The 20,226-nt window shown below is 68.8% G+C and carries 18 protein-coding genes; 7 read left to right on the forward strand and 11 right to left on the reverse strand.

Going from position 1 to position 20,226, the window contains the following annotated elements; all coding sequences use genetic code 11:
- Positions 1 to 798 precede the first annotated feature (798 nt).
- Positions 799 to 1,638 carry an NADPH-dependent F420 reductase gene (locus tag ACRWNM_RS31725; protein WP_431971825.1) on the forward strand — a complete coding sequence of 280 codons (840 nt, stop codon included), beginning with the start codon at positions 799 to 801 and terminating at the stop codon, positions 1,636 to 1,638.
- Between the two features lie 153 nt (positions 1,639 to 1,791).
- Here ACRWNM_RS31725 and ACRWNM_RS31730 read toward each other — a convergent pair whose 3' ends face one another.
- The 3 genes from ACRWNM_RS31730 to ACRWNM_RS31740 all read right to left on the reverse strand — a co-directional run bounded on the left by ACRWNM_RS31730 (position 1,792) and on the right by ACRWNM_RS31740 (position 5,244).
- Positions 1,792 to 2,919, reverse strand: coding sequence for a lysophospholipid acyltransferase family protein (locus tag ACRWNM_RS31730; protein WP_431971826.1), 1,128 nt, complete (start codon positions 2,917 to 2,919; stop codon positions 1,792 to 1,794).
- Positions 2,916 to 3,743, reverse strand: coding sequence for a GNAT family N-acetyltransferase (locus tag ACRWNM_RS31735; protein ID WP_431971827.1), 828 nt, complete (start codon positions 3,741 to 3,743; stop codon positions 2,916 to 2,918). Before ACRWNM_RS31735 ends, ACRWNM_RS31730 begins: the two co-directional genes overlap by 4 nt.
- Before the next feature lie 229 nt (positions 3,744 to 3,972).
- Complete coding sequence (locus tag ACRWNM_RS31740) at positions 3,973 to 5,244, reverse strand: NAD(P)/FAD-dependent oxidoreductase (protein WP_431971828.1); 1,272 nt, start codon at positions 5,242 to 5,244, stop codon at positions 3,973 to 3,975.
- 113 nt (positions 5,245 to 5,357) lie between these two features.
- Here ACRWNM_RS31740 and ACRWNM_RS31745 point away from each other — a divergent pair, with 113 nt between their 5' ends.
- Positions 5,358 to 6,215 (forward strand): LysR family transcriptional regulator, encoded by an 858-nt coding sequence (locus ACRWNM_RS31745; RefSeq protein ID WP_431971829.1) that lies wholly within the window; start codon positions 5,358 to 5,360, stop codon positions 6,213 to 6,215.
- Positions 6,216 to 6,237: 22 nt separating this feature from the next.
- Here ACRWNM_RS31745 and ACRWNM_RS31750 read toward each other — a convergent pair whose 3' ends face one another.
- The 4 genes from ACRWNM_RS31750 to ACRWNM_RS31765 all read right to left on the reverse strand — a co-directional run bounded on the left by ACRWNM_RS31750 (position 6,238) and on the right by ACRWNM_RS31765 (position 9,996).
- Positions 6,238 to 7,395: a hypothetical protein gene (locus ACRWNM_RS31750; RefSeq protein WP_431971830.1), complete on the reverse strand. Its 1,158-nt coding sequence runs from the start codon at positions 7,393 to 7,395 to the stop codon at positions 6,238 to 6,240.
- A gap of 43 nt (positions 7,396 to 7,438) precedes the next feature.
- Complete coding sequence (locus tag ACRWNM_RS31755) at positions 7,439 to 7,909, reverse strand: DUF4365 domain-containing protein (RefSeq protein ID WP_431971832.1); 471 nt, start codon at positions 7,907 to 7,909, stop codon at positions 7,439 to 7,441.
- Between the two features lie 306 nt (positions 7,910 to 8,215).
- Positions 8,216 to 9,172, reverse strand: a complete 957-nt coding sequence (locus ACRWNM_RS31760; protein ID WP_431971833.1) for an electron transfer flavoprotein subunit alpha/FixB family protein — start codon at positions 9,170 to 9,172, stop codon at positions 8,216 to 8,218.
- Positions 9,173 to 9,210: 38 nt separating this feature from the next.
- Positions 9,211 to 9,996 (reverse strand): electron transfer flavoprotein subunit beta/FixA family protein, encoded by a 786-nt coding sequence (locus tag ACRWNM_RS31765; RefSeq protein ID WP_431971834.1) that lies wholly within the window; start codon positions 9,994 to 9,996, stop codon positions 9,211 to 9,213.
- 237 nt (positions 9,997 to 10,233) lie between these two features.
- Between ACRWNM_RS31765 and ACRWNM_RS31770 the strand changes: the two genes are divergently transcribed.
- Genes ACRWNM_RS31770 through ACRWNM_RS31780 form a run of 3 tightly spaced genes read left to right on the forward strand, consistent with a single transcriptional unit; the run spans position 10,234 to position 13,855 of the window.
- Positions 10,234 to 10,998: a class I SAM-dependent methyltransferase gene (locus tag ACRWNM_RS31770; RefSeq protein ID WP_431971836.1), complete on the forward strand. Its 765-nt coding sequence runs from the start codon at positions 10,234 to 10,236 to the stop codon at positions 10,996 to 10,998.
- On the forward strand, positions 10,995 to 12,581 hold the full coding sequence (locus ACRWNM_RS31775; protein WP_431971837.1) for a 1,4-alpha-glucan branching protein domain-containing protein: 1,587 nt from the start codon (positions 10,995 to 10,997) through the stop codon (positions 12,579 to 12,581). Before ACRWNM_RS31770 ends, ACRWNM_RS31775 begins: the two co-directional genes overlap by 4 nt.
- Positions 12,582 to 12,592: 11 nt before the next feature.
- Positions 12,593 to 13,855, forward strand: a complete 1,263-nt coding sequence (locus ACRWNM_RS31780; RefSeq protein ID WP_431971838.1) for a glycosyltransferase family 4 protein — start codon at positions 12,593 to 12,595, stop codon at positions 13,853 to 13,855.
- A 63-nt stretch (positions 13,856 to 13,918) separates the two neighbouring features.
- Here ACRWNM_RS31780 and ACRWNM_RS31785 read toward each other — a convergent pair whose 3' ends face one another.
- The gene (locus ACRWNM_RS31785) at positions 13,919 to 15,250 is read right to left on the reverse strand and encodes a PQQ-binding-like beta-propeller repeat protein (RefSeq protein WP_431971839.1); all 1,332 of its coding nucleotides are present in this window, start codon (positions 15,248 to 15,250) and stop codon (positions 13,919 to 13,921) included.
- 365 nt (positions 15,251 to 15,615) lie between these two features.
- Here ACRWNM_RS31785 and ACRWNM_RS31790 point away from each other — a divergent pair, with 365 nt between their 5' ends.
- Together ACRWNM_RS31790 and ACRWNM_RS31795 are read left to right on the forward strand one after the other, a co-directional pair.
- Positions 15,616 to 16,365: an acyltransferase gene (locus tag ACRWNM_RS31790; RefSeq protein WP_431971840.1), complete on the forward strand. Its 750-nt coding sequence runs from the start codon at positions 15,616 to 15,618 to the stop codon at positions 16,363 to 16,365.
- 52 nt (positions 16,366 to 16,417) lie between these two features.
- Positions 16,418 to 16,957: a DUF1697 domain-containing protein gene (locus tag ACRWNM_RS31795; protein ID WP_431971841.1), complete on the forward strand. Its 540-nt coding sequence runs from the start codon at positions 16,418 to 16,420 to the stop codon at positions 16,955 to 16,957.
- A gap of 90 nt (positions 16,958 to 17,047) precedes the next feature.
- On the opposite strand, the gene ACRWNM_RS31800 is transcribed toward ACRWNM_RS31795, so the two are convergent.
- From ACRWNM_RS31800 to ACRWNM_RS31810, 3 genes are all read right to left on the reverse strand, one after another.
- Complete coding sequence (locus ACRWNM_RS31800) at positions 17,048 to 18,256, reverse strand: THUMP-like domain-containing protein (protein ID WP_431971842.1); 1,209 nt, start codon at positions 18,254 to 18,256, stop codon at positions 17,048 to 17,050.
- Entirely contained in the window at positions 18,256 to 19,233 is a 978-nt protein-coding gene (locus ACRWNM_RS31805; RefSeq protein WP_431971843.1) for a class I SAM-dependent methyltransferase, read from the reverse strand. The genes ACRWNM_RS31800 and ACRWNM_RS31805 overlap by 1 nt, the downstream gene beginning before the upstream one ends.
- 180 nt (positions 19,234 to 19,413) lie before the next feature.
- Positions 19,414 to 20,190 carry an enoyl-CoA hydratase-related protein gene (locus tag ACRWNM_RS31810; RefSeq protein WP_431971844.1) on the reverse strand — a complete coding sequence of 259 codons (777 nt, stop codon included), beginning with the start codon at positions 20,188 to 20,190 and terminating at the stop codon, positions 19,414 to 19,416.
- Between the last annotated feature and the right edge of the window lie 36 nt (positions 20,191 to 20,226).

A 20,226-nucleotide genomic window follows, 5' to 3' on the forward strand; every position in this document is an offset into this window, starting at 1 on the left:
CGCGTGCAGTCACCACTACACCGCCGTATCCGTACCGTCGCCAAAACCCTGGCGCACGAGCTGCACTGGCTGCCGGACTGACGCGCAAGAGGTCAAGCGAGACGGACACCTGCGGTGGCGAGGCCGAAGACCTTGCGCCCGGCGGACTTCGCGGTGATGACGACGACGGCGGTCTTACTGAATGTCCGACACGACCTCGCTACGCCGGCGGATCAGCATCCGATGATGGCCTTTGCGATCTGTTTGCCTGGAGGTCGGGTCGCTGCGCCCTGTATTCGGCATTTCAGGATGCTTACACCGACTTGGTGGTAGCAATGTGGTCGAAGACCGATCTGGGGACATCCGTCCGCGCCGGACCCCGTGTCCCGGGTCCGCGGACCGATGTTGGCGGTTCGACCACTGCCTAACCGATCAACCACGATCCGCGCTCTCGCCGCGCCGAATCATGGGGCTGCTGTAGGGAGAGGTGACATCGTCGTCTCCCTCCCCGTAGGCGGGCATTTGGGGAGTGTGTAACCGACATCTCACCCCGGCCACCTGGGCCAACTCCTCCCGGCGCAGACCCGCGACTCGGCGCACTCCGCCGTGGTCGCGTAATCCGACATCTTGCGGGCTCAGGCGAGCTCGGCGCGATTTGAGGAACCCGCTCAGCTCGGTCCGATCGTCCACTCGACAACCCAACGCGGGGTGCGCGGCGTCCATTCCGCTGGCGTGGTTCGAAAACGGCCGCGAGATCACGTTCGGCCTCGAGCAGGACTTCGCAGACTCGGCCCTGTTCAGCGCCGCACCCAGCCTTGGGTGATCACGCCGTGCGTACGCAGAGCACGGGGCTGGTCGTGCGGTCGACGCCGGCTGTCGAGCGAACAACCCACTCACGAACGGAGACGAACCGTGCCACAAACGCTCGGACTCATCGGCAGCGGAATGATCGGATCCGCTGTGGCCCGCCTGGCCGTCGAGGCGGGCCTCGACGTGGTCATCGGCAACTCGCGGGGCGCGGAGTCGCTCGCCGATCTCGTCGCCGAACTCGGCGCGACGGCACGAGCCGCCACACCCGAGGAAGCGGCACGCGTCGGAGATCTGGTCGTCGCGGCCATTCCGCTGGCGGCCTACCGTCAGCTGCCCACCGATGCGCTGGTCGGCAAGACGGTGCTGGACACGGCGAACTACTACCCCGAACGCGACGGCCACCTGCCCGAACTCGACGCGGGCGAACTGACCTCGACCGCGCTGATCCAGCGCCATCTCCCGGGGTCGCGAATGGTCAAGGCCTTCAACACAATCACTCCGCACCAGCTGTATTCGCTCGCCCGGCCCGCGGATGCGCCGGACCGCAGCGCCCTGCCCATCGCCGGTGACGACGCGGAAGCCAAAGCGGCGGCCACCGGGCTGCTGGATGCCCTCGGTTACGACGCCGTCGATATCGGCACACTCGCCGACAGCTGGCGCAGCGAACCGAACACACCGGCCTATATCGCGCCCTATCTCGGCGAAGTACCCGCCATGAACGTCGAGGACTTCCTCCGCTGGACACTCGGCACACCCGGCATCACGGTCCCCTCGGCGCGGGTCGTCGAGCTCGTCGAGACCGCGGTCCGCGCCCGTGCGGGCGAGGCCAGGCTCCCGAGCGCGGAGTGACCTCGCTCGCCTACGAAGCCGCGAGGTCCAGGGCACCGGGGCCCGACACGAGCGCTCGGACCGCGGCTCGGGCTGCCGGACGCAGCCGTGGTCGCGCTGACCTCGCCAGGGACGGTGCGGTCCGGCCTGACGCAGCAGCCGATCCGGTCGGATTCAGGCGCGCGTGCCGTCGGCGCTCTGCCGTGGGTGCGCCGACCGATCCCGGCCGCGGAAGAGCGCGACCGCTCTGCCGCGCAGACCGCGGGGGCCGACGCCGTGGTGCTCGCCCGTCCCGCCGGATCGCGCCGAATCCTGCTGCGCCGGGGCCGGGTCCTGCACGCGGGTCGCGGTGGCCTCGATCCATTGGGTGTCGGTCGACGAGTGGCGCGGGAGTTCCGCGCCGCGCACGGCGAGTTCGCAGCGGCGAGCCAGATCCTTGCGGTCGAGGCCCGGATACTCCGGCGTTTCCAGGGTGATCTCGGCGATCATGCCGCGGGAACGCAGCACGCGCAGGGCCGAGTCGCCGAAGGAATCCTCGCCGACGAAACTGGGCACGGTGCAGCGGTCGCCGTGTCCGTCCAGATAGCGCAGCCGCACGGGCTGCACGAAGGTGCCGGTGTCGATCGCGGCCTGGAACAGGGCGGGCCGCATGGTGCCGTAGGCGCGTCCGCACCAGGTGGTGCCCTCGGGGAAGAACGCGACTCGCTCACCCGCGGTGAGGCGAGCGCCGATCTGCGCGATGATCTCGGGCAGCTCACGCAGCCGCTCGCGTTCGATCGGGATGACGCCCATGAGCTTGGCGAGCCCGCCGATCAGCGGCCAGTCGATCAGGTCCGCCCGCGCGACGAACCCGAGCGGCTGCACCGCGGCCAGCGCGACCACATCGGTCCAGCCGATGTGCCCGGTCACCACGAGCACGCCGGTGCCGGGATCGGCATAGCGGACATCGGCGGCGGCAGCAGCTGCGGCGGCACGTTCGGCGCCCACGCGCGAGGCGATGGCGCGCTCGGCGGGCACCGGATCGGTGGGAATCCGGTTGTCCACCACCCGAAGCCGCATGCCGAGACAGCGCAGCAGCACGCGCGCGTATCCGCGCTGCACGTCCGCCCGCCGTCCCGCGGGGATCGCGAGGTGGCACACCGGATAGGTCAGCAGCAGCCCGGCGATACCGAGCGCGCGGGCGACCACCCGCGCCGTGCCGATCTCACCGATCGGCTCCATGCAGCCGGGCCCGCAGGGGCTCGACGGCATCCACGCGTGCACGGCCTGTGCGGGCGGCGCCTCGAAGACCACGGTCCTCACCGCCCCCCGTCGAGGGCTGCGGCCGCGCCCTGTAGTCGGTCCAGGTATCGCGTGTTGATGGTGTCCAGGCCGAGCAGCGCGACGAAGTCGGCGACAGCGAAGTCGGGATCGTGTGCGGGTTCGCCGCAGATCTCCGCGCCGAGCCGCAGGTAGCCGCGCATCAGCGGGGGCAGCTTGGGACGCGAGGGCGGGGTCAGCTCGTCGAGCGTCTTGCCGTCGACGACCACCGGACGGTGCGGGTGCACCCGTCGCTCGGGGTCGGAGGCGTGCCGCCCGAGCAGCATGTCCCGCACGCCGCGCACGTTCACGCCCGCCGGATCCTCCGGGGTGTCCTGCATCGGAACCGACACGCACCCCATCACCCACTCGTATCCGGTGAGCTGGATGTAGTGCAGGATGCCCGCCCACATCAGGGTGAGCACGGATCCGTTGCGGTGATCGGGAACCACGCACGCCCGGCCCATTTCGACGATCCGCATGCCTTCGGGATCCAGCTGGGCCAGGTCGAATTCGGTGGCCGTGTAGTACCCGCCCGCCGCGGCGACCTTGTCCGGCGGCAGCATCCGGTAGCAGCCGACGAACTGCTCGGTGACGTCGTCGCGGACCAGCAGGTGATCGCAGTGCTCGTCGAAGCGATCGGCGTCGCGTCCGGTGCCGTTGTCGGGGATGTGGAAGCCGGGCTCGTTGGCGAACACGCCGTAGCGCAGCCGTTGCGCCGCCTCCCGATGCTCGGCGTCGGACGAGACGACCAGCGAATAGCGCGACCGTTCCACCCCCGAGTCCGTCGGTCGAGCCGGGGCTGTCAGCACGGACGAAATAGTCATATCCGTGATGAAGCCAGTCCGACACTGCGCCGGGGCAACCTCGAAGTTGCGTGCCGATGCAGGCTAGGTTAACGAGACGCCGGTCACACCCAAGGTTCACCGATCCGACGCGCACCGTTAGCATCGACGCGTCGTGGAGTCGCCTTTTCCCTGCTTGGGCAAGATTTCAGCGTCCGGAGACGGCAATCGCACCGATGCGAGAACATCGGTGCGATTCGTTCGGGCGAGCTCAGGCGGCGACGCGTTCGGGTACCCGCGCTTCCGTCGGCGTCGGTTCCACCTCGTCGAAGCCGGGACGCCCCGACCCGATGAAGGCGATCAGCCACGAGGCCACCGCCGCGAAGCGGTTGCGGAAGCCGACCAGGTACAGCAGGTGCACCGCGAGCCACATGAACCAGGCAATCACGCCGCGGAAGGTGACGTGGTCGTTGAGCTTCACCACCGCGCTGAACCGGCTGATCACCGCCATGCTGCCCTTGTCCCAGTACTTGAACGGGGTGCCGGGCAGCTTCTTGCGACGGATGATGTCGGCGGCGTGCCTGCCCTCCTGCATGGCCACCGGCGACTGACCGGGGTAGCCGTTGAGCGAGGTCATGTCGCCGATGGCGTAGATGTCGGCATAACCGGCGACGGTGAGGTCCGGGTTGATCAGCAGTCGTCCGGCACGGTCGGTCTCGACGCCGGTGGCCTCGGCCAGGATCGCGGCGAACCCGCCCGCCTGCACGCCCGCCGACCAGACCACGGTCTCGGCGGCGATCTTGCGCTCCACGCCTGCCTTGTCCTTGATCGTCACCTTGCCGGGCTCGATGTCGGTGACGAAGGTATCGACGAGCACCTCGACGTCGCTGCCGGCGAGCGACTTCTTCGCGTATTCCGAGAGCCCACCGCCGAAGGGCGGCAACACCTCTCCCGCGCCCTCCACCAAGCTGACCGAAACCTCCTGGTGGTAGTACCTTTTCGCGAGCTCTTTGAGCTGACCGGCGACTTCCACGCCGGTCGCGCCCGCGCCGACCACCACGAAGCTGAGCAGCCTGCGCTTGGTCTCGGCGTCCGCGGTCGCGGCCTCGGCGAAGACCCGTTCGATCTGCGCGCGAAGCAGTTTCGCGTCATCGATGGTCTTGAGCGCGAAGGTCTTCTCGGCGAAATCGTCACGGCCGAAGTAGGACTGCGAGGCGCCGGTGGCCGCGATCAGCGAGCCGTACCGAATCTCCTGGCGCACACCGTCGGTGACGTAGGTCACGATCGCGCGATCCGGATCGATGGCGACGACCTTGCCGAGACGCACGTCGGCTTCCTTGTGCCTGCGCAGCACCGACTTGATGGGCGGGGCGATTTCGTGCGACGCCAGCACACCCGTCGCGACCTGATAGAGCAACGGCTGGAACAGGTGCTCCGGCGTGCTGGAGATGAGTACGTAGTTGATTCCCGACTTTGCCAGTTGCTTGGCGGCGGCCAGCCCCCCGAATCCCGATCCGACGACGACCACATCTGCGTGTTCCATGACAGCCTCCTTCTCTCATTAGCAACCGTCATCGGGAACGCAGATATTTCACGCGTTGAGGCGCATAATGAAGATGACTCTTATCTGGATCGCTCATGAATAGGAGATTTGTCGTGGAGCTCCGCCAGCTGGCATACTTCGTCGCGGTCTGCGAAGAACTCAGCTTCAGCAGGGCCGCCTCGCGATGCTTCATCTCGCAATCGGCGATCAGTCACCAGATCGCCCGGCTCGAACGCGACCTCGGCGTGCCGCTGTTCGAGCGCTCGACCAGGGCTGTCGTGCCCACCGACGCGACCACACGGCTACTTCCGCTGGCGAAACAAATGCTCAGCCTGGAATCCGCCATCCGCGCGGCGGTGCGCGCCTCCGGCCCGCGAATCCGGTTGGCCGCCAACATGTCCTTCGCGAGCCGCTCGCTGTCCGCCATCGCGGCCGCGCGCGCCGCACACCCGGACGCGGAGATCGAATTCGTGATCAAGCCCTTCCGCCAACGCATCACGGCCGTCGCGGACGGCGACTGTGATCTCGCACTCATCCGCGGCCGCGTCGACCAGCCCGGCCTGATGGTGGAACAGCTCTGGGTCGAGGACCTCGTAATCGCCACCAGCAGCGGTCATCCGCTGGCCACCCGCGACACCGTCACCCTCAACGACCTCAGCTCGTACCCGCTGCTGCTGCCGCCCGAACAAGAACAGGTGCTGCTGCACAACATCATTCGCAGCGCCTTCGCGGATCTGCCCGTCGGCCCCACCTTCGGCCCGCCGATCCCGCCCGACCACACCGCGACCCTGGAGCTGATCAACCGCCCCGAGGCATGGACCGTCCTCTACGCCCAGAGCCCCACCGAAGGACTCGTCGTCCTGCAACTCGCCGAGCACCGCCTGCGCATCCCGGTCTCCGCCGTCCTGCGCGACGACGCCCGCCGCTCCCCCATCCTCACCACCCTGCTCGCCACACTCCAGCGCAGCTGAGGCACCACGGACCACCGTCGGTCTAGGTCGAACGATCCGAAAGTCTCCGGTCCACGGTGATTTCGCCGGTCAATCGCCAGGCCCCACGTTCGAACGACAAGTCCCCGGCAACGACGATCGGCCTCTTGGACTGGTGTGCCGCGATCGCAAATTCGTAGTCGGTACCGGCCAGCGGAACGTGAACCTTCCGCTGGCGGCCGTCCACGTGCGTGGACAGGACGATGCTGGTGGCCTCCTCGTCTCCGTCGCCGAGATCGTCACGGTTGAGCGTCCGGACGATACCGAGCAATATTTCGTGCCGCGGCGGCTCCTCGTTGCGAACCAGGCGCTCACGTACCCGCGACAACCCCGCCATCGCATCGCGATCGATGACGATCCGTGAGCTTTCGAGCACCGGTGAAGGCTCGGCTGCTGCCCAATCGAACGACAGGTCCAATGCGCGCAGATCCTCCGGCTGAGTCAGCTCCAAGACCGACTCCACCAAATTGGCGCTCAATCCCAGCTCGCCGGTGCGCTCGAGAGCGCTATCGTCCCAGTGCAACGCCAGCTTTCGAGTCGAGTCCAAACCCTTGGCGAGCGTGGCCATCGCCGTTCGCGGAAACGGCACCTGAGGAATTCCGACGGTGTGGCCGGGCATCACATCGCCGAGCCGAGAGACGACGGTGAAAACGAAACTACCCCGCCTGGTATGTCCGAGACGGATATTCTCCTCGAGAAATTCCGTCACGATGGCCGATCTACGACCGCGGTGCGAGTGAGTCGGATCGTCCGCGGTCGTCGCGGCGGCCTTCATCATCCGGAACAGGGCTTCCAGAGTCGTTTCCGCCTGCCGGAACGGGATGGTGCCGTCGATCATCTCCTGGTCGAGTCGCACGAAGAACAGGTCGGCACGAGTGGCGATTATGCGTTCGACCAGTTGCGCCGGATCCCAGTCGTAGATGGTTGCGAGAGCTCGAATCGTTTCCTGAAAGCGCCGGGGAAAGTCCACGTAATCAGTGGCCAGCGGCAACATTATTCGTCCCAGCAGACCATTCTCACCCGGAAGTTGCCAGATCTCCCTGACGTCTTCGTCTCGAACCTCGAGTTCCCAGTCGTGTGTGGCGAGGTATTGAGATACAGCTGGTGGCGACAAGGCAAGCGCAACGTCGCGAAGGTCGCCGACAGGGATACTCTTCACCACTGGCCTCCTTCGCCGATTCTCTGCATGATGTTCTGGAGCCCAACTACATCGAACAGGTACTTCTGGGTAGGTGCACTGTCGTGCTGGACTTGCCGTCCTCGATCTCCCCCAGCTTCGCCGCATACTCCCAGCACATGCGGCTCGGGCTGGTCAAGCCATCCTCCGACAGGTCGAGCAGCTGATCAGGGTCCTCCGGTATGAGCAGGACACCGAGCAGGGCCGGAACGAACCGCTTCGGACTCACCAGCTTCAGGAACCGATCTCTTTCCAGGGGCCATGCCAAATGATCCGCCTTGAGCCGACTGTGTCGGGTCGTGCACTTGAGCTGTAGTTCGAGCTCGGGGCAATAGAATCTCGCATACTCGCGCGAGGCCACGATCGTGATATCGACTCCGTCGTAGTCGGTTTCGTGGCTCTTGATGGAACACCCCGCAGCGGCGGCGACCATGCGCACGAATGCGAGACTGAACTGTTCCTGTCGAGCGGTGATCGAAAGTCCACCGTCGCCGGGCATTTCAGTCGTCCGCGCTATCGGCAGACCACCATTGTCGTCGATTTCTATGCACCCCCCGCACCTCGAACCGGACCGGCACACGGTAGCGCATCGCTGAACCCGAGCACCAGCACCCCGCAACGCAGTTGAGGCACCAACGAAAAAACCCCGCCAAACCTGCTGCTACGCAACGCAACAACAGATCTGGCGAGGTCCGGGGTAACTCACCGGGTACGGGCTGGGCCCGCTACCGCTCAACGCGGGACGGCAGCGGAACCCAGCCCCGCACCCAAAGCAGCCGCCTTAGGCACGGAGAGCCGGAACAGCCTAGCCCTTGTGGGTCTTGACGGCCTCAGTCAGCTGCGGGGCGACGTTGAACAGGTCGCCCACGATGCCGTAGTCGGCGATCTCGAAGATCGGGGCCTCTTCGTCCTTGTTGACCGCAACGATGGTCTTCGAGGTCTGCATGCCGGCGCGGTGCTGGATGGCGCCGGAGATGCCGAGGGCGATGTACAGCTGCGGGGAGACCGTCTTACCGGTCTGACCGACCTGGAACTGGCCCGGGTAGTAGCCCGAGTCGACGGCGGCACGCGAGGCGCCGACGGCCGCGCCGAGCGAGTCGGCCAGCGCCTCGACGACCGCGAAGTTGTCGGCCGAGCCGACGCCGCGACCACCGGAGACGACGATGTTCGCCTCGGTGAGCTCCGGACGGTCACCGGCGACGACCGGCTCGCGCGAGGTCACCTTGACGACGCCCTCTTCCTGCGCGGGGACCTCGACGGTCACCTTCTCGCCGGCACCCGCCTGCGCGACGGCCTCGACCGCACCCGGGCGGACCGAGATGACCGGCACGTCGCCGGTCGCCTTGGCGTCGACGGTGAAGGCGCCACCGAAGATGGAGTGCACGACGGAGCCGTCGGCGTTCACGCCGATGACGTCCACCAGCAGGCCGGAGCCGATGCGGGCGGCGAGGCGGCCCGACACCTCCTTGCCCTCGGCGGAAGCGGACACGATCACGGCGGCCGGGGAGACCGACTCGACCAGACCGGCCAGCACGTCGACCTTCGGGGTCACCAGGTAGTTCTCCACATCGTCGGACTCGGCGATGTAGATCTTCTCGGCGCCCGCGGCGGCCAGCGCGTCGGCCAGCTTCTCGCCGGTACCCGCGGTGCCGAGCACGACGGCGGCCGGGGTGCCCAGGGTGCGGGCGGCGGTGAGCAGTTCGGTGCTGACCTTCTTGATCGCACCGTCGGCGTGCTCGACGAGCACGAGTACTTCAGCCATTTGTGTTCTCTCCTAGGAAGTCTCGTCAGCCGGGCGGATCAGATGATCTTCTGACCGATGAGGTACTGGGCGATCTTGGTGCCGCCGTCGCCCTCGTCGGCGATCTTCTCGCCCGCGGTGCGCGGAGGCTTCGGGGTGGACGCGGTGACGGTGGTGCCCGCGTTGGCGACACCCACGGTCGACGGGTCGACGCCCAGATCGGCCAGCGTGAAGACCTGAACTTCCTTCTTCTTGGCCGCCATGATGCCCTTGAAGGACGGGAAGCGCGGCTCGTTGATCTTCTCGGTGACCGAGACGATGGCCGGGAGGGTGGCCTCCAGCTTGAAGACGCCTTCGTCGGTCTCGCGCTCGCCGGTGATCTTCTCGCCGTCGACGGTCAGCTTGCGCAGGTGGGTCAGCTGCGGCAGACCCAGGTACTCCGCGATGATCGCGGGCACGGCGCCCGCGCGGCCGTCGGTCGCCTCGTTACCGGCGATGACGAGCTCGACACCCTCGACCTGGCCCAGCGCGCTGGCCAGCACCCACGCGGTCTGCACGGCATCGGAGCCGTGGATCGCCGGGTCGTTGATGTGGATGGCCTTGTCGGCGCCCATGGACAGCGCCTTGCGGATGGCCTCGGTGGCGCGGTCCGGACCGGCGGCCAGCACGGTGACCTCGCCGCCCTGGGCCTCCTTGATCAGCAGCGCCTCTTCGACGGCGCGCTCGTTGATCTCGTCGAGGACGGCGTCGGCGGCCTCGCGGTCCAGGGTGTAGTCACCATCGGACAGCTTGCGCTCGGACCAGGTGTCGGGAACCTGCTTGATGAGTACGACGATGTTCGGCATCGGTCTTCGTCGACCTCCTGTTCTGGGGGCGTGTATCTGGTGGTCGCACGATCGGGCCGTACGTCCTGTTGAGGTAGCTCAGGGCGTGACACTACCCTACGCTAAGTTACTCATGGGTAACTTAGTGGCTTCTCTCTCACTACACCGGTCCGGGCGATATCGTGCGCGACCCTTACCAGTAACGTCGGTGTGATGAGCGAGGCTGTGATCCCTGCCGCAGTGGGCGACCCGAGGGTCATGACTACGGAAAACGCCGGTGCCGTCGAACCTTTGCCGCTGACCGGCGAGCGCACCGTACCCGGCATCGCCGAGGAGAACTACTGGTTCCGCAGGCACGAGATCGTCTACGCCCGGCTGCTCGACCGGTGCGCGGGAAAGACCGTGCTGGAGGCCGGTTCCGGCGAAGGCTACGGCGCCGACATGATCGCCGGTGTGGCCACCAAGGTGATCGGCCTCGACTACGACGCGAGCGCGGTCGCGCACGTGCGGGCGCGCTACCCGCGCGTCGAGATGATCCAGGGCAACCTCGCCGCCCTGCCGCTCGACGACGCCTCGGTCGACGTCGTGGTGAATTTCCAGGTCATCGAGCACCTTTGGGATCAGAGCCAGTTCCTCCGGGAATGCCTGCGGGTCCTGCGGCCCGGCGGCGAGCTGCTGATCAGCACGCCCAACCGGATCACCTTCTCGCCGGGTCGCGACACCCCGCTCAATCCGTTCCACACCCGTGAGCTGAACGCGGACGAACTCACCGAGCTGCTGGTCGACGCCGGTTTCGAGGTCGCGCTGATGACCGGCGTGCATCACGGGGCGACGCTGAAAGCGCTGGACGCCAAGCACGGCGGCTCGTTCATCGATGCGCAGATCGAGCGCGCGCTCGCGGGCGAGCCGTGGCCCGCCGAGCTGACCGCCGACGTCGCCGCGGTGTCCGTCGACGACTTCGACCTGATCACCGAGGACATCGACGCCAGCCTCGACCTCGTGTCCATCGCGGTGAAACGTTGACCGACAACGCGGTACCCGGCCAGTTCACCCTGGTCCTGCACTCCCATCTGCCCTGGCTGGCCCACCACGGCCGCTGGCCCGTCGGCGAGGAGTGGCTCTACCAGTCCTGGGCAGCCTCCTACCTGCCCGTCGTCGAGGTGCTGAGAACCCTTGCGGCGGAAGGGCGCTCGCACTTGCTCAGCCTCGGCATCACGCCGGTGCTCGCGGCCCAGCTCGACGACCCGCACTGCCTGGCGGGCATGCACCACTGGCTGGGCAACTGGCAGCTGCGCGCCGACGAGGCCGCCATGGCGGGCAACGTCGCGCTCGGCAGGCACGAACACCGGCTCGCCGCCGCGGCGCTCACCGAGTTCGAGCAGCGCTGGCGGCACGGCGCGGCGCCGGTCTGGCGCGAACTCGTCGACGCGCAGACGATCGAATTGCTCGGCGGTCCGCTGGCGCACCCGTTCCAGCCGCTGCTCGACCCGCGACTGCGCGACTTCCAGCTGCGCGAGGGCCTGGCCGACGCCCGCAGGCGCTGGGGTCACACCCCCACCGGCATCTGGGCTCCCGAGTGCGGATACACCCCGCGCATGGAGCTCGGCTACGCGGCCGCCGGTGTGACGCATTTCATGGTCGACGGACCCGCCCTGCGCGGCGACAGCAGCCTCGGACGACCGGTGCGCGACTCCGACGTGGTGGCGTTCGGGCGCGATCTCGCGGTCAGCTACCGGGTCTGGTCGCCCAAGTCCGGCTACCCCGGCCAGGCCGCGTACCGTGACTTTCATCACTACGACCACGCGACAGGCCTCAAACCGTCCCGCGTCACCGGCAAGACGGTCGCCGGGCCCGACAAGGCGCCCTACGACCCGGAGCTGGCGGCCGGGGCGGTGGTGCGCGACGTCGAGGACTTCGTGACGACGGTGCGCGAGCGGCTGATCGCCGAATCCGAACGCATCGGCCGCCCGGCCCTCGTCGTGGCCGCGTTCGACACCGAACTGTTCGGGCACTGGTGGCACGAGGGCCCGCAGTGGCTGGCCCAGGTCCTGCGCGCGCTGCCGGAGGCGGGCGTCACCGTCGGCACCCTGGCCGACGCGCGGGAACGCGGCTACGTCGGTGCGCCCGTGCAACTCACCGATTCGTCCTGGGGCTCCGGCAAGGACTGGCGGGTGTGGGCCGGTGATCAGGTGCGCGATCTCGTCGAACTCAACGACGAGGTGGTGCGGCTCGCGCTGGACACCCTGGACAAGATGCGCGCGGGAAACACGTTCGCGCTGCGCGATCCGGTCGCGGATCAGTTGCTGCGCGAGGCGATCCTGACGGTGTCCAGCGACTGGGCGTTCATGGTCAGCAAGGACTCCGCCGCGGGCTACGCGCGGGAGCGGGCCCACCAGCACGCGCACGCCGTGCGGGAGATCGCGGCGGCCGTCGGCGCGGGTCAAGTCGCCAAAGCGCGGCAGTTGGCGGCAGGATGGTACGCGGCCGACGGATTCTTTCCCGGATTGGATGCGCGACGGGTCCCCAGTACCGACCCCACGGGGAACCTGGGCCCGGCCCCGGAAGGCCAAACCGCAGAAGGCCCTGACCGACAAGGCCCTGCCTGAGAAGGACTTGCATGAAGATCTTGATGGTGTCGTGGGAATACCCGCCGGTTGTGGTCGGTGGGCTGGGTCGCCACGTACATCACCTGGCCACCGAGCTCGCCGCGGCGGGCCACGAGGTGGTCGTCCTGTCCCGCCGCCCCTCCGGCACCGACTCGTCGAGCCACCCCACGCACTCGTTCATCGAGGACGGCGTGCTGGTTGTCGCGGTCGCCGAGGATCCGCCGTGCTTCGACTTCGGCGAGGACATGCTGGCGTGGACCCTGGCCATGGGGCACGCCATGGTGCGCGCGGGCGTCGCGCTCGGCAAGCCCGGCATCGGTGACGGCTGGACGCCCGATGTCGTGCACGCGCACGACTGGCTGGTCGCCCATCCCGGCATCGCCCTGGCGGAGTACTACGACGTGCCGCTGGTGTCGACCATCCACGCCACCGAGGCGGGCCGCCACAGCGGCTGGGTCGCGGGCAAGGTCAACAAGCAGGTGCACTCCGTCGAGTGGTGGCTCACCAACGAGTCCGACGCGCTGATCACCTGCTCGACCTCGATGCAGGACGAAGTGCAGCGCCTGTACGGTCCCGAGCGCATCCCGATGACGGTCATCCGCAACGGCATCGACGTGGGCGCATGGACCTTCCGCCCGCGCGCCCCGCGCTCCGGGCCGCCCCGGCTGCTCTACGTCGGCAGGCTCGAATACGAGAAGGGCGTGCAGGACGCCATCGCCGCGCTGCCCCGCATCCGCCGCGCTCACCCCGGCACCACGCTGACCGTGGCGGGCGTCGGTACTCAGTTCGAATGGCTGCGGGAACGGGCCAGGGTGCATCGCGTCGCGCGCGCGGTCACTTTCGCGGGCCAGCTCGGTCACCAGGAACTGCTCGGCTGGCTGCACGGCGCCGACGCCATCGTGCTGCCGAGCCGCTACGAGCCGTTCGGCATCGTGGCGCTGGAGGCGGCCGCCGCGGGCACCCCGCTGATCACCTCGACGGCGGGCGGACTCGGCGAAGCGGTCATCGACGGCGTCACGGGCGCGTCCTTCGAACCCGCCGACGTGGACGGCTTGGTGGAGGCGGTGCGCGCCACGCTGGACGACCCCGTCGCCACGCAGGACCGCGCCTACGCCGCGCGGGAACGCCTGACGGCGGACTTCGCCTGGGACGTCGTCGCCGCCGAGACCGCGCAGGTGTACTCGGCTGCCAAACGCCGCGTGCGCAATCCGCTCGGCAGGCCGGTCATCGTGGAACGTCCTCTGCCGGAACGGGATCCGAACAACCCGCTCTGAGCGGCGCTGCCGGACAGTCCGTCCGAAGACCGCGCATGGCCGGAGCGAAGGCGGAGGTACGCCCTACTCCGGCTGGAAGACGAAGACCTCGCCGATGCGCGTGGCCACCACCACCTCACCCTTGGGCCCGACCGAGGTGCCGGTGGTGGTGCCCTTCGCGCCGGGCAGCACATCGGAATCGATGGTGGCTCCGGTGCCGGTGTCGAAGGTGATCAGGTTCAGGCCGTCGCCGATCGCGGCGGCGGTGTAGCCGGTGTCGCCCGCGGTCTGCACCGGGGCGCCGCGCAGCGCGAGATCCTTGCGTTCCCAGGCGATCTCGGCGCTGTCACCGGTGTCGCGCAGGGCGAGCAGGTAGCCCTCGTCGCCCGCGGGGATGATCAGGCCGTCGCCGGAGACCGAAATCCCGCCGCTCGGCGTGAATCCCAGCGGCCGCACCCACTTGATGCGCCCATCGGCGGCGTCGACGGCGATCAGTCGCTCGCTGTTGTCGCCGACGTAGACGGTGCCGCCGTCGGCGGACAGGGCGGGGCCGGTGGCGCTGCCCTCGGTCAGGATCTCCGCGCGCCACTCCTGCTGAATCCTGTTGTCGGCGTAGCGCAAGGCGATCAGGGCGGCGCTCGGAGCGCCGGGCTGCCACACGGTGACGTAGAAGCGGCCGGTGGATCCGTCGATCGCCGAGATGTTCGCGATCGGACACTGCGGGCCGCCGGTGCCGCAGTCGTCGAGCCCCTGGCCCGAGGCGGGGCGGGTGAGGTCGGGGTTGCCCAGGAAGTCGGGTTCGCCGAGCAATTGAACGGTCGGCACCGTCCGCAGGCCCGTCTGCCGGTCCAGCACGTCCACCTGGCCGGACTGGGTGATGGTGAGCAGTCGGCTGTCACCGGTGAACTGCACCGAAACCGGAACCCCGGCAACGGGTGTGCGCCAGCGCGGCTGGCCGAGGTAGTTGAAGGAGTTCACCGCGCCGTCGTCGCCTGCGTAGACGTTGCTGACACCGTCGACCGCCGTCGGCGACGAGATCGCGTTGGGGCCGAGCACATCACAGAATCGCTTGCGGCCGGTCGGCATCTGGAACGACAGGATGGCGCACCCGTTCGCGGTGCGGGTGGTCAGGAACAGCTGCCCCTCGGCGCCGATGGTGACCGGCCGCTCGATGGGGCCTGCCGCGGGTCTGGACCAGCTCAACGTCAGTGAGCGCGCGCCGGTCACGGGGCTGACGCCGCTGTTGCGACCGTCGTGATGCGCGGCGGGCCATCCCTTGCCGGGGCCGACGGCGATGTCGTCGACATCGGTGCCGCAGGAGGTCAGGGCCAGCGCGCCGAGAGCGGCCAGCGCGGCTGCCGCACGCACCCGGGATCGCGGCTGTGTCGCGACAGCCCGCACGCTACCGGTTCGCACTGCTGTTCTCCCCTCGGGTCGATGGCCGCTCGCAAGACTAGCCGGTGTTGAATTTGCCGCGCCTCCGGCACGGCGTGTTCGCGGCCCCCTGGTGTCTCGCGCTCGAGCGGCCACTGCCGGGCGACGGTGTCGCATGCGCAGCGGCCGCTCGAGCGCGAGACGGGCCGCGAACGGCGCTCGTAAGACTCGCACCGGAGGGTGGTCGGCCTGCGTGGCGCAGGTTGCTACTCGGTGGACGCAGGGGGGAACGTCTCGTCCGGCGAAGGTGAGGGTAGAACCAGAGGTGATGCGGCACGAAAGTACGCTGTGTAGCCAATGACGGACCCTCGGGTGGCCGCCCGGGGAACACGACGGGAGAACGGTTCGTGACGAGCATGTGGGGCGCACCGTTGCGCTCGCGGTGGCGGGGTTCGCGCCGCCGGGATCCGCAGCAGGCGCGATTTCTGACCATGGCGTCGCTGCGCTGGGTGCTCGCCAACCGCGCCTACACGCCCTGGTATCTGGTCCGCTACTACCGGCTGTTCAAGTTCAAGCTGGCCAACCCGCACATCGTGCTGCGCGGCATGGTGTTCCTCGGCCGCCGGGTCGAGATCCACGCGACCCCCGAGCTGAGCCGGATGGAGATCGGGCGCTGGGTGCACATCGGCGACGGCAACGCCATCCGTTGCCACGAAGGCTCGCTGCGGATCGGCGACAAGGTGGTGTTCGGCAAGGACAACGTCGTCAACACCTACCTCGACATCGAGATCGGCGAATCGACCCTGGTCGCCGACTGGTGCTACATCTGCGACTTCGACCACAAGATGGACGACATCACGATGCCCATCAAGGATCAGGGCATCGTGAAGAGCCCGGTCCGGATCGGCCCCGACACGTGGATCGCCGCCAAGGTGACCGTGCTGCGCGATACTCGCGTCGGCCGCGGCTGCGTGCTCGGCGCGCACGCGGTGGTCAAGGGCGAGATCCCGGACTACGGCATCGCCGTCGGCGCGCCCGCGAAGGTGGTCAAGAACCGCAAGGCCACCTGGGAGGCGGGCGCCGAGGAGCGGGCGAAGTACATCGCCGCGCTGGAGGACATCGAACGCAAGAAGAACGGCGCCACCCAGCAGGCATAGTTCGCCCGCGTTGGACGCCGAGTAGTCGGTGCGCTCGAGTACGGTCGTCGGCATGAACAGGTACGCGGCGCTGCTGCGCGGGATCATGCCGACCAACCCGAACATGCGCAACGAGAAGTTGCGCGCGGTGTTCGAGGGGCTCGGGTTCGAGAAGGTGGCGACCATCCTGTCCAGCGGCAACGTGGTGTTTCGCTGCACCGACACCGATGCGGCTGCCTTGGAGGACCGGATCCAGGAGGCGCTGAACCGGGAGCTGGGGATTCCGGGCGGCACCATCGTGCGCAGCTACGAGGAGCTGCGCGAGCTGCTGGATCGCGATCCGTTCGAGGGGCTCACCCACGAGCGCGGCTCCTACCTCACGGTGACCTTCTTCAAAGACCAGAGCCCGGAGGTCGAGCACCCGGACACCGGCGACGAGTTGACCCGGATCATCGGCTACGACCCGGAGGCCCGCGCCTTCCTCACCGTCATCGACAACAGCACGCCGAAGACGCCGGACTTCATGGCCTGGCTGGACAAGACCTACGGCAAGGACATCACCACCCGCACCTGGCTGACGGTGCAGCGGGTCGTGAAGAAACTGGAGTCCTAGGCCCGGACCGCGCTCACGCCTGCACCTCGCTAGCGCTCGGCTCCGGCATGCGCGACGCGCGCTGCCACATGGTTCACTCACTTCGTTCGCTCACGACGCGGCGTGCGCGGTACACAGGAACACCGTCGCGGTGCGGCCGATGCGGGTGATCACCAGGGTGTAGGGCACGCTGCCTTTGAGCTTCAGTCGTTTGCGCAGCGCGTCCGGGTCGACGTCCACGCCGCGCACCAGAATCTCCAGCGCTCCGCACTCGCGGCGCGCCAGCTCCTGGCGCAGTGTCTTCTCACGCAGCTCGAGCCGGTCCTCGATACGGAAGCCGCGCAGGCCCTCGGGCACCGCGTCGCCCGTGAGGTAGGCGATGTGCGGATCCAGTTGCCACAGGGCGTGTCTCGCGGCGTAGTGCCGGACCAGTCCGGCCCGCACGATCGCGCCGTCGGGATCGATGATCCACTCGCCGGGCGGCCGCTCGGGCAGTTCGTCCGGCTCGGCGTCGGTGAGCACCTCCGGATCGCGGCGCGAACTCAGCACCGTGGCGCGGCGGGCGACACCGGCTTCGGTCAGGCCCGCCGACCACAGGCACGCCTCGCGCACCGCGCCGTCGAGCGAGACGACCTCGATCTCGCCTCGCCAGTCCAGCCGGTCGAAATCCAGTCCGGGCGCGCACTTCACGGCGATGTCGCGGCCCGCGTACGCGTCGAGCAGATCGGGCAGCGGAGGTTGCAGCTTGGCCGGATCGTGGGTACGGCGGCCGTCCGCGCGGCGGGCCGGATCGGCGATGATCACCGTGCCGGTGCTGCTGGGCACGACGGCATCGGCCTTGGCCAGCAGCACATTTCGCTGCCCGGCCCGATCGGCGCCGGACAGCGGCGCCCAGCGGGAGCCGAGATTGTGCGCGGCGATCGCCAACCGCACCTCGTCGAGGTCGCTGCCGACGACGGCGGGACACACCTCGGCCAGTTCGACGAGTTCGGCGCCGATGGAACAGGTGACATCGTGCACGGCACGGCCGGCCAGCCGGGCCGCCCGGTGGCGGGCGACCGGCGTCGGCGTCGCCTGCTGGAGCGCGTCGTCGGTGAAGAGCCAGTCCCCCGCGCCGTGCAGTTTGGCGGCGGCCTTGCGCCGCAGCCGCACGGTTTCCACGAGCGCGGCGGCGTGTTCGCCGTGATCGCGACGCACCCGCTCGAGATCGCGCAGGTGCGTCGCGGGGGTCAGCTCCAGCCGCTCCACCTCGGCCAGCGCGGCATGCCCTGCCGCGCCGGCGAGGAAGGCGATGTCCGCGCGGCCGAAGCGGTAGCCCACTACTTGGCGGACGCGTCCGGCTTCACGCCGGTGATCATGGCGTTGTAGAAGAACTGGCGCGGCACCACGCGGCGCATGATGTTCTCGTCCACCCAGCTCAGTCCGAGCCACGCCCGGTACATCGCCATCCGGTAGCCCATGCTGAGCTTCTCGGCGGGCACGGCCGCCTCGAAGGTGCGCACCGGCCAGCCCCACAGCGCGGCGGCGAATTCCTCGGTGCTCGCCTTGACCTCGACGGCGCCCGCGGACCGCGCCATCGCCTCGAGATCGCGCGGATCGAAGGTGTGCAGGTCGACGACCGCCTCCAGCGCCGCGGCGCGCGAGGACTCGTCGAGCTCCTCCTGCGGACGACGCCAGCCCGCCAGCACGGGCAGCTTCGTGACGGTGGTGGTGGCCTTCCAGGTGATGCGGCCGAGCCAGCGGGCGTAGAAGTTGCCCGCGGTGGTCGGCTCGCCCGCGAAGACGAAGCGACCGCCCGGCTTGAGCACGCGCAGGCACTCCTTGAGCGCCAGCTCCACATCCGGGATGTGGTGCAGCACCGCGTGACCGACGACGAGATCGAAGGTGTCGTCGTCGTAGGGGATGGTCTCCGCGTCGGCGACGCGGCCGTCCACGTCCAGACCCAGGTTCTCGGCGTTGCGCAGCGCGACCTTCACCATGCCCGGCGAGAGGTCGGTGACCGAACCGGACTTGGCGACGCCGCCCTGCATCAGGTTCAGCAGGAAGAAGCCGGTACCGCAACCGAGCTCGAGCGCCTTCTCGTAGGGCAGCGGCGCGGGGCCGACCGCGGCGTCGAAGCGGCCGCGGGCGTAGTCGATGCAACGCTCGTCATAGGAGATGGACCATTTGTCGTCGTAGGTCTCGGCCTCCCAGTCGTGGTAGAGCACCTGGGCGAGCTTCGTATCCTTGAGCGCTGCTTCGACCTCGGCCTCGGTGGCGTGCGGGTTCGGCGCGGGGTCGTCGGGACGTACCGTCATGGTCGCCTAGCCTACATAAATCCCCAGATGAAGCCCGCTGTCGGCCCGGGCATTCTGCGACCCTCTGGACGGATGGCCAGATGAGAACATGTTCCCATCAGGGCAATCTCCTGGCACACCCCGAGCAGACCGGACGGTCTGCGTGCGGGCGACCGCCCGCACAGCCTTGTCCGGAGGAATTCAGCGCCCGACGAAAGCCGCGGATCCCGGCCCGTCCGCGACGTAGGATTCCGTCCCGATCCGGCGATCCTCGGTGCCGAACAGCCCGGCCCACTCGCCGCGCGCGCGATCCAGGCCGTGCGGGCCCGCCTCGAACACCGCCTTGGCGGCGGCCAGCGCGCGTCCCGGTCCGTCGGTGAAGCGTCCGGCCCAGCGCAGCGCGGCGGCGAAGACGTCGTCCGGCGCGACGACCTCGTCGACCAGACCGAGCGCCAGCGCCTCGTCCGGCTCCACGAAACGCCCCGTGTACACGAGGTCCTTGGCCGGGCCGGGACCGACCAGCAGCGACAGCCGCCGGATGCCCGCGAGCGGGATCAGTCCCGCGTGAATCTGCGGCAGCCCGAGCTTGACGTTGTCGCCGATGACGCGGCGATCGGCGCCGAGCGCCAGTTCCAGCCCCGCGCCGAGGCAGTACCCGCTGATCGCGGCGACGGTCGGCTGCGGAACCCTGGCCAGGCACCCCAGCGCGGCTTGCACGTCGGCGGCCATGGCCGCGGCCTGGTCGGCGTTCAGCGTGGCCAGCTCGGCCACGTCGTCACCCGCCGAGAACACCCGCTCGTCCCCGTAGACCACCAGGGCCGCGACGCCGGAATGCGTCGCGACCGCCGCCGCGGCCTCGGCCACTTCCCGCACCACCTGAACGTTGATCAGGTTCATCGGCGGACGAGCGATCCGCAGGACGGCGACGCCCCGCGCGCCATCCCCTTCCGGCAGCTCCAGGGTCACGAATTCGGCCATGCCACGCACGCTACCTCCCGCCCCCGCCACGTCCCG

It is taken from the genome of Nocardia sp. bgisy134, from assembly GCF_965341865.1.
Classification (GTDB): Bacteria; Actinomycetota; Actinomycetes; order Mycobacteriales; family Mycobacteriaceae; genus Nocardia.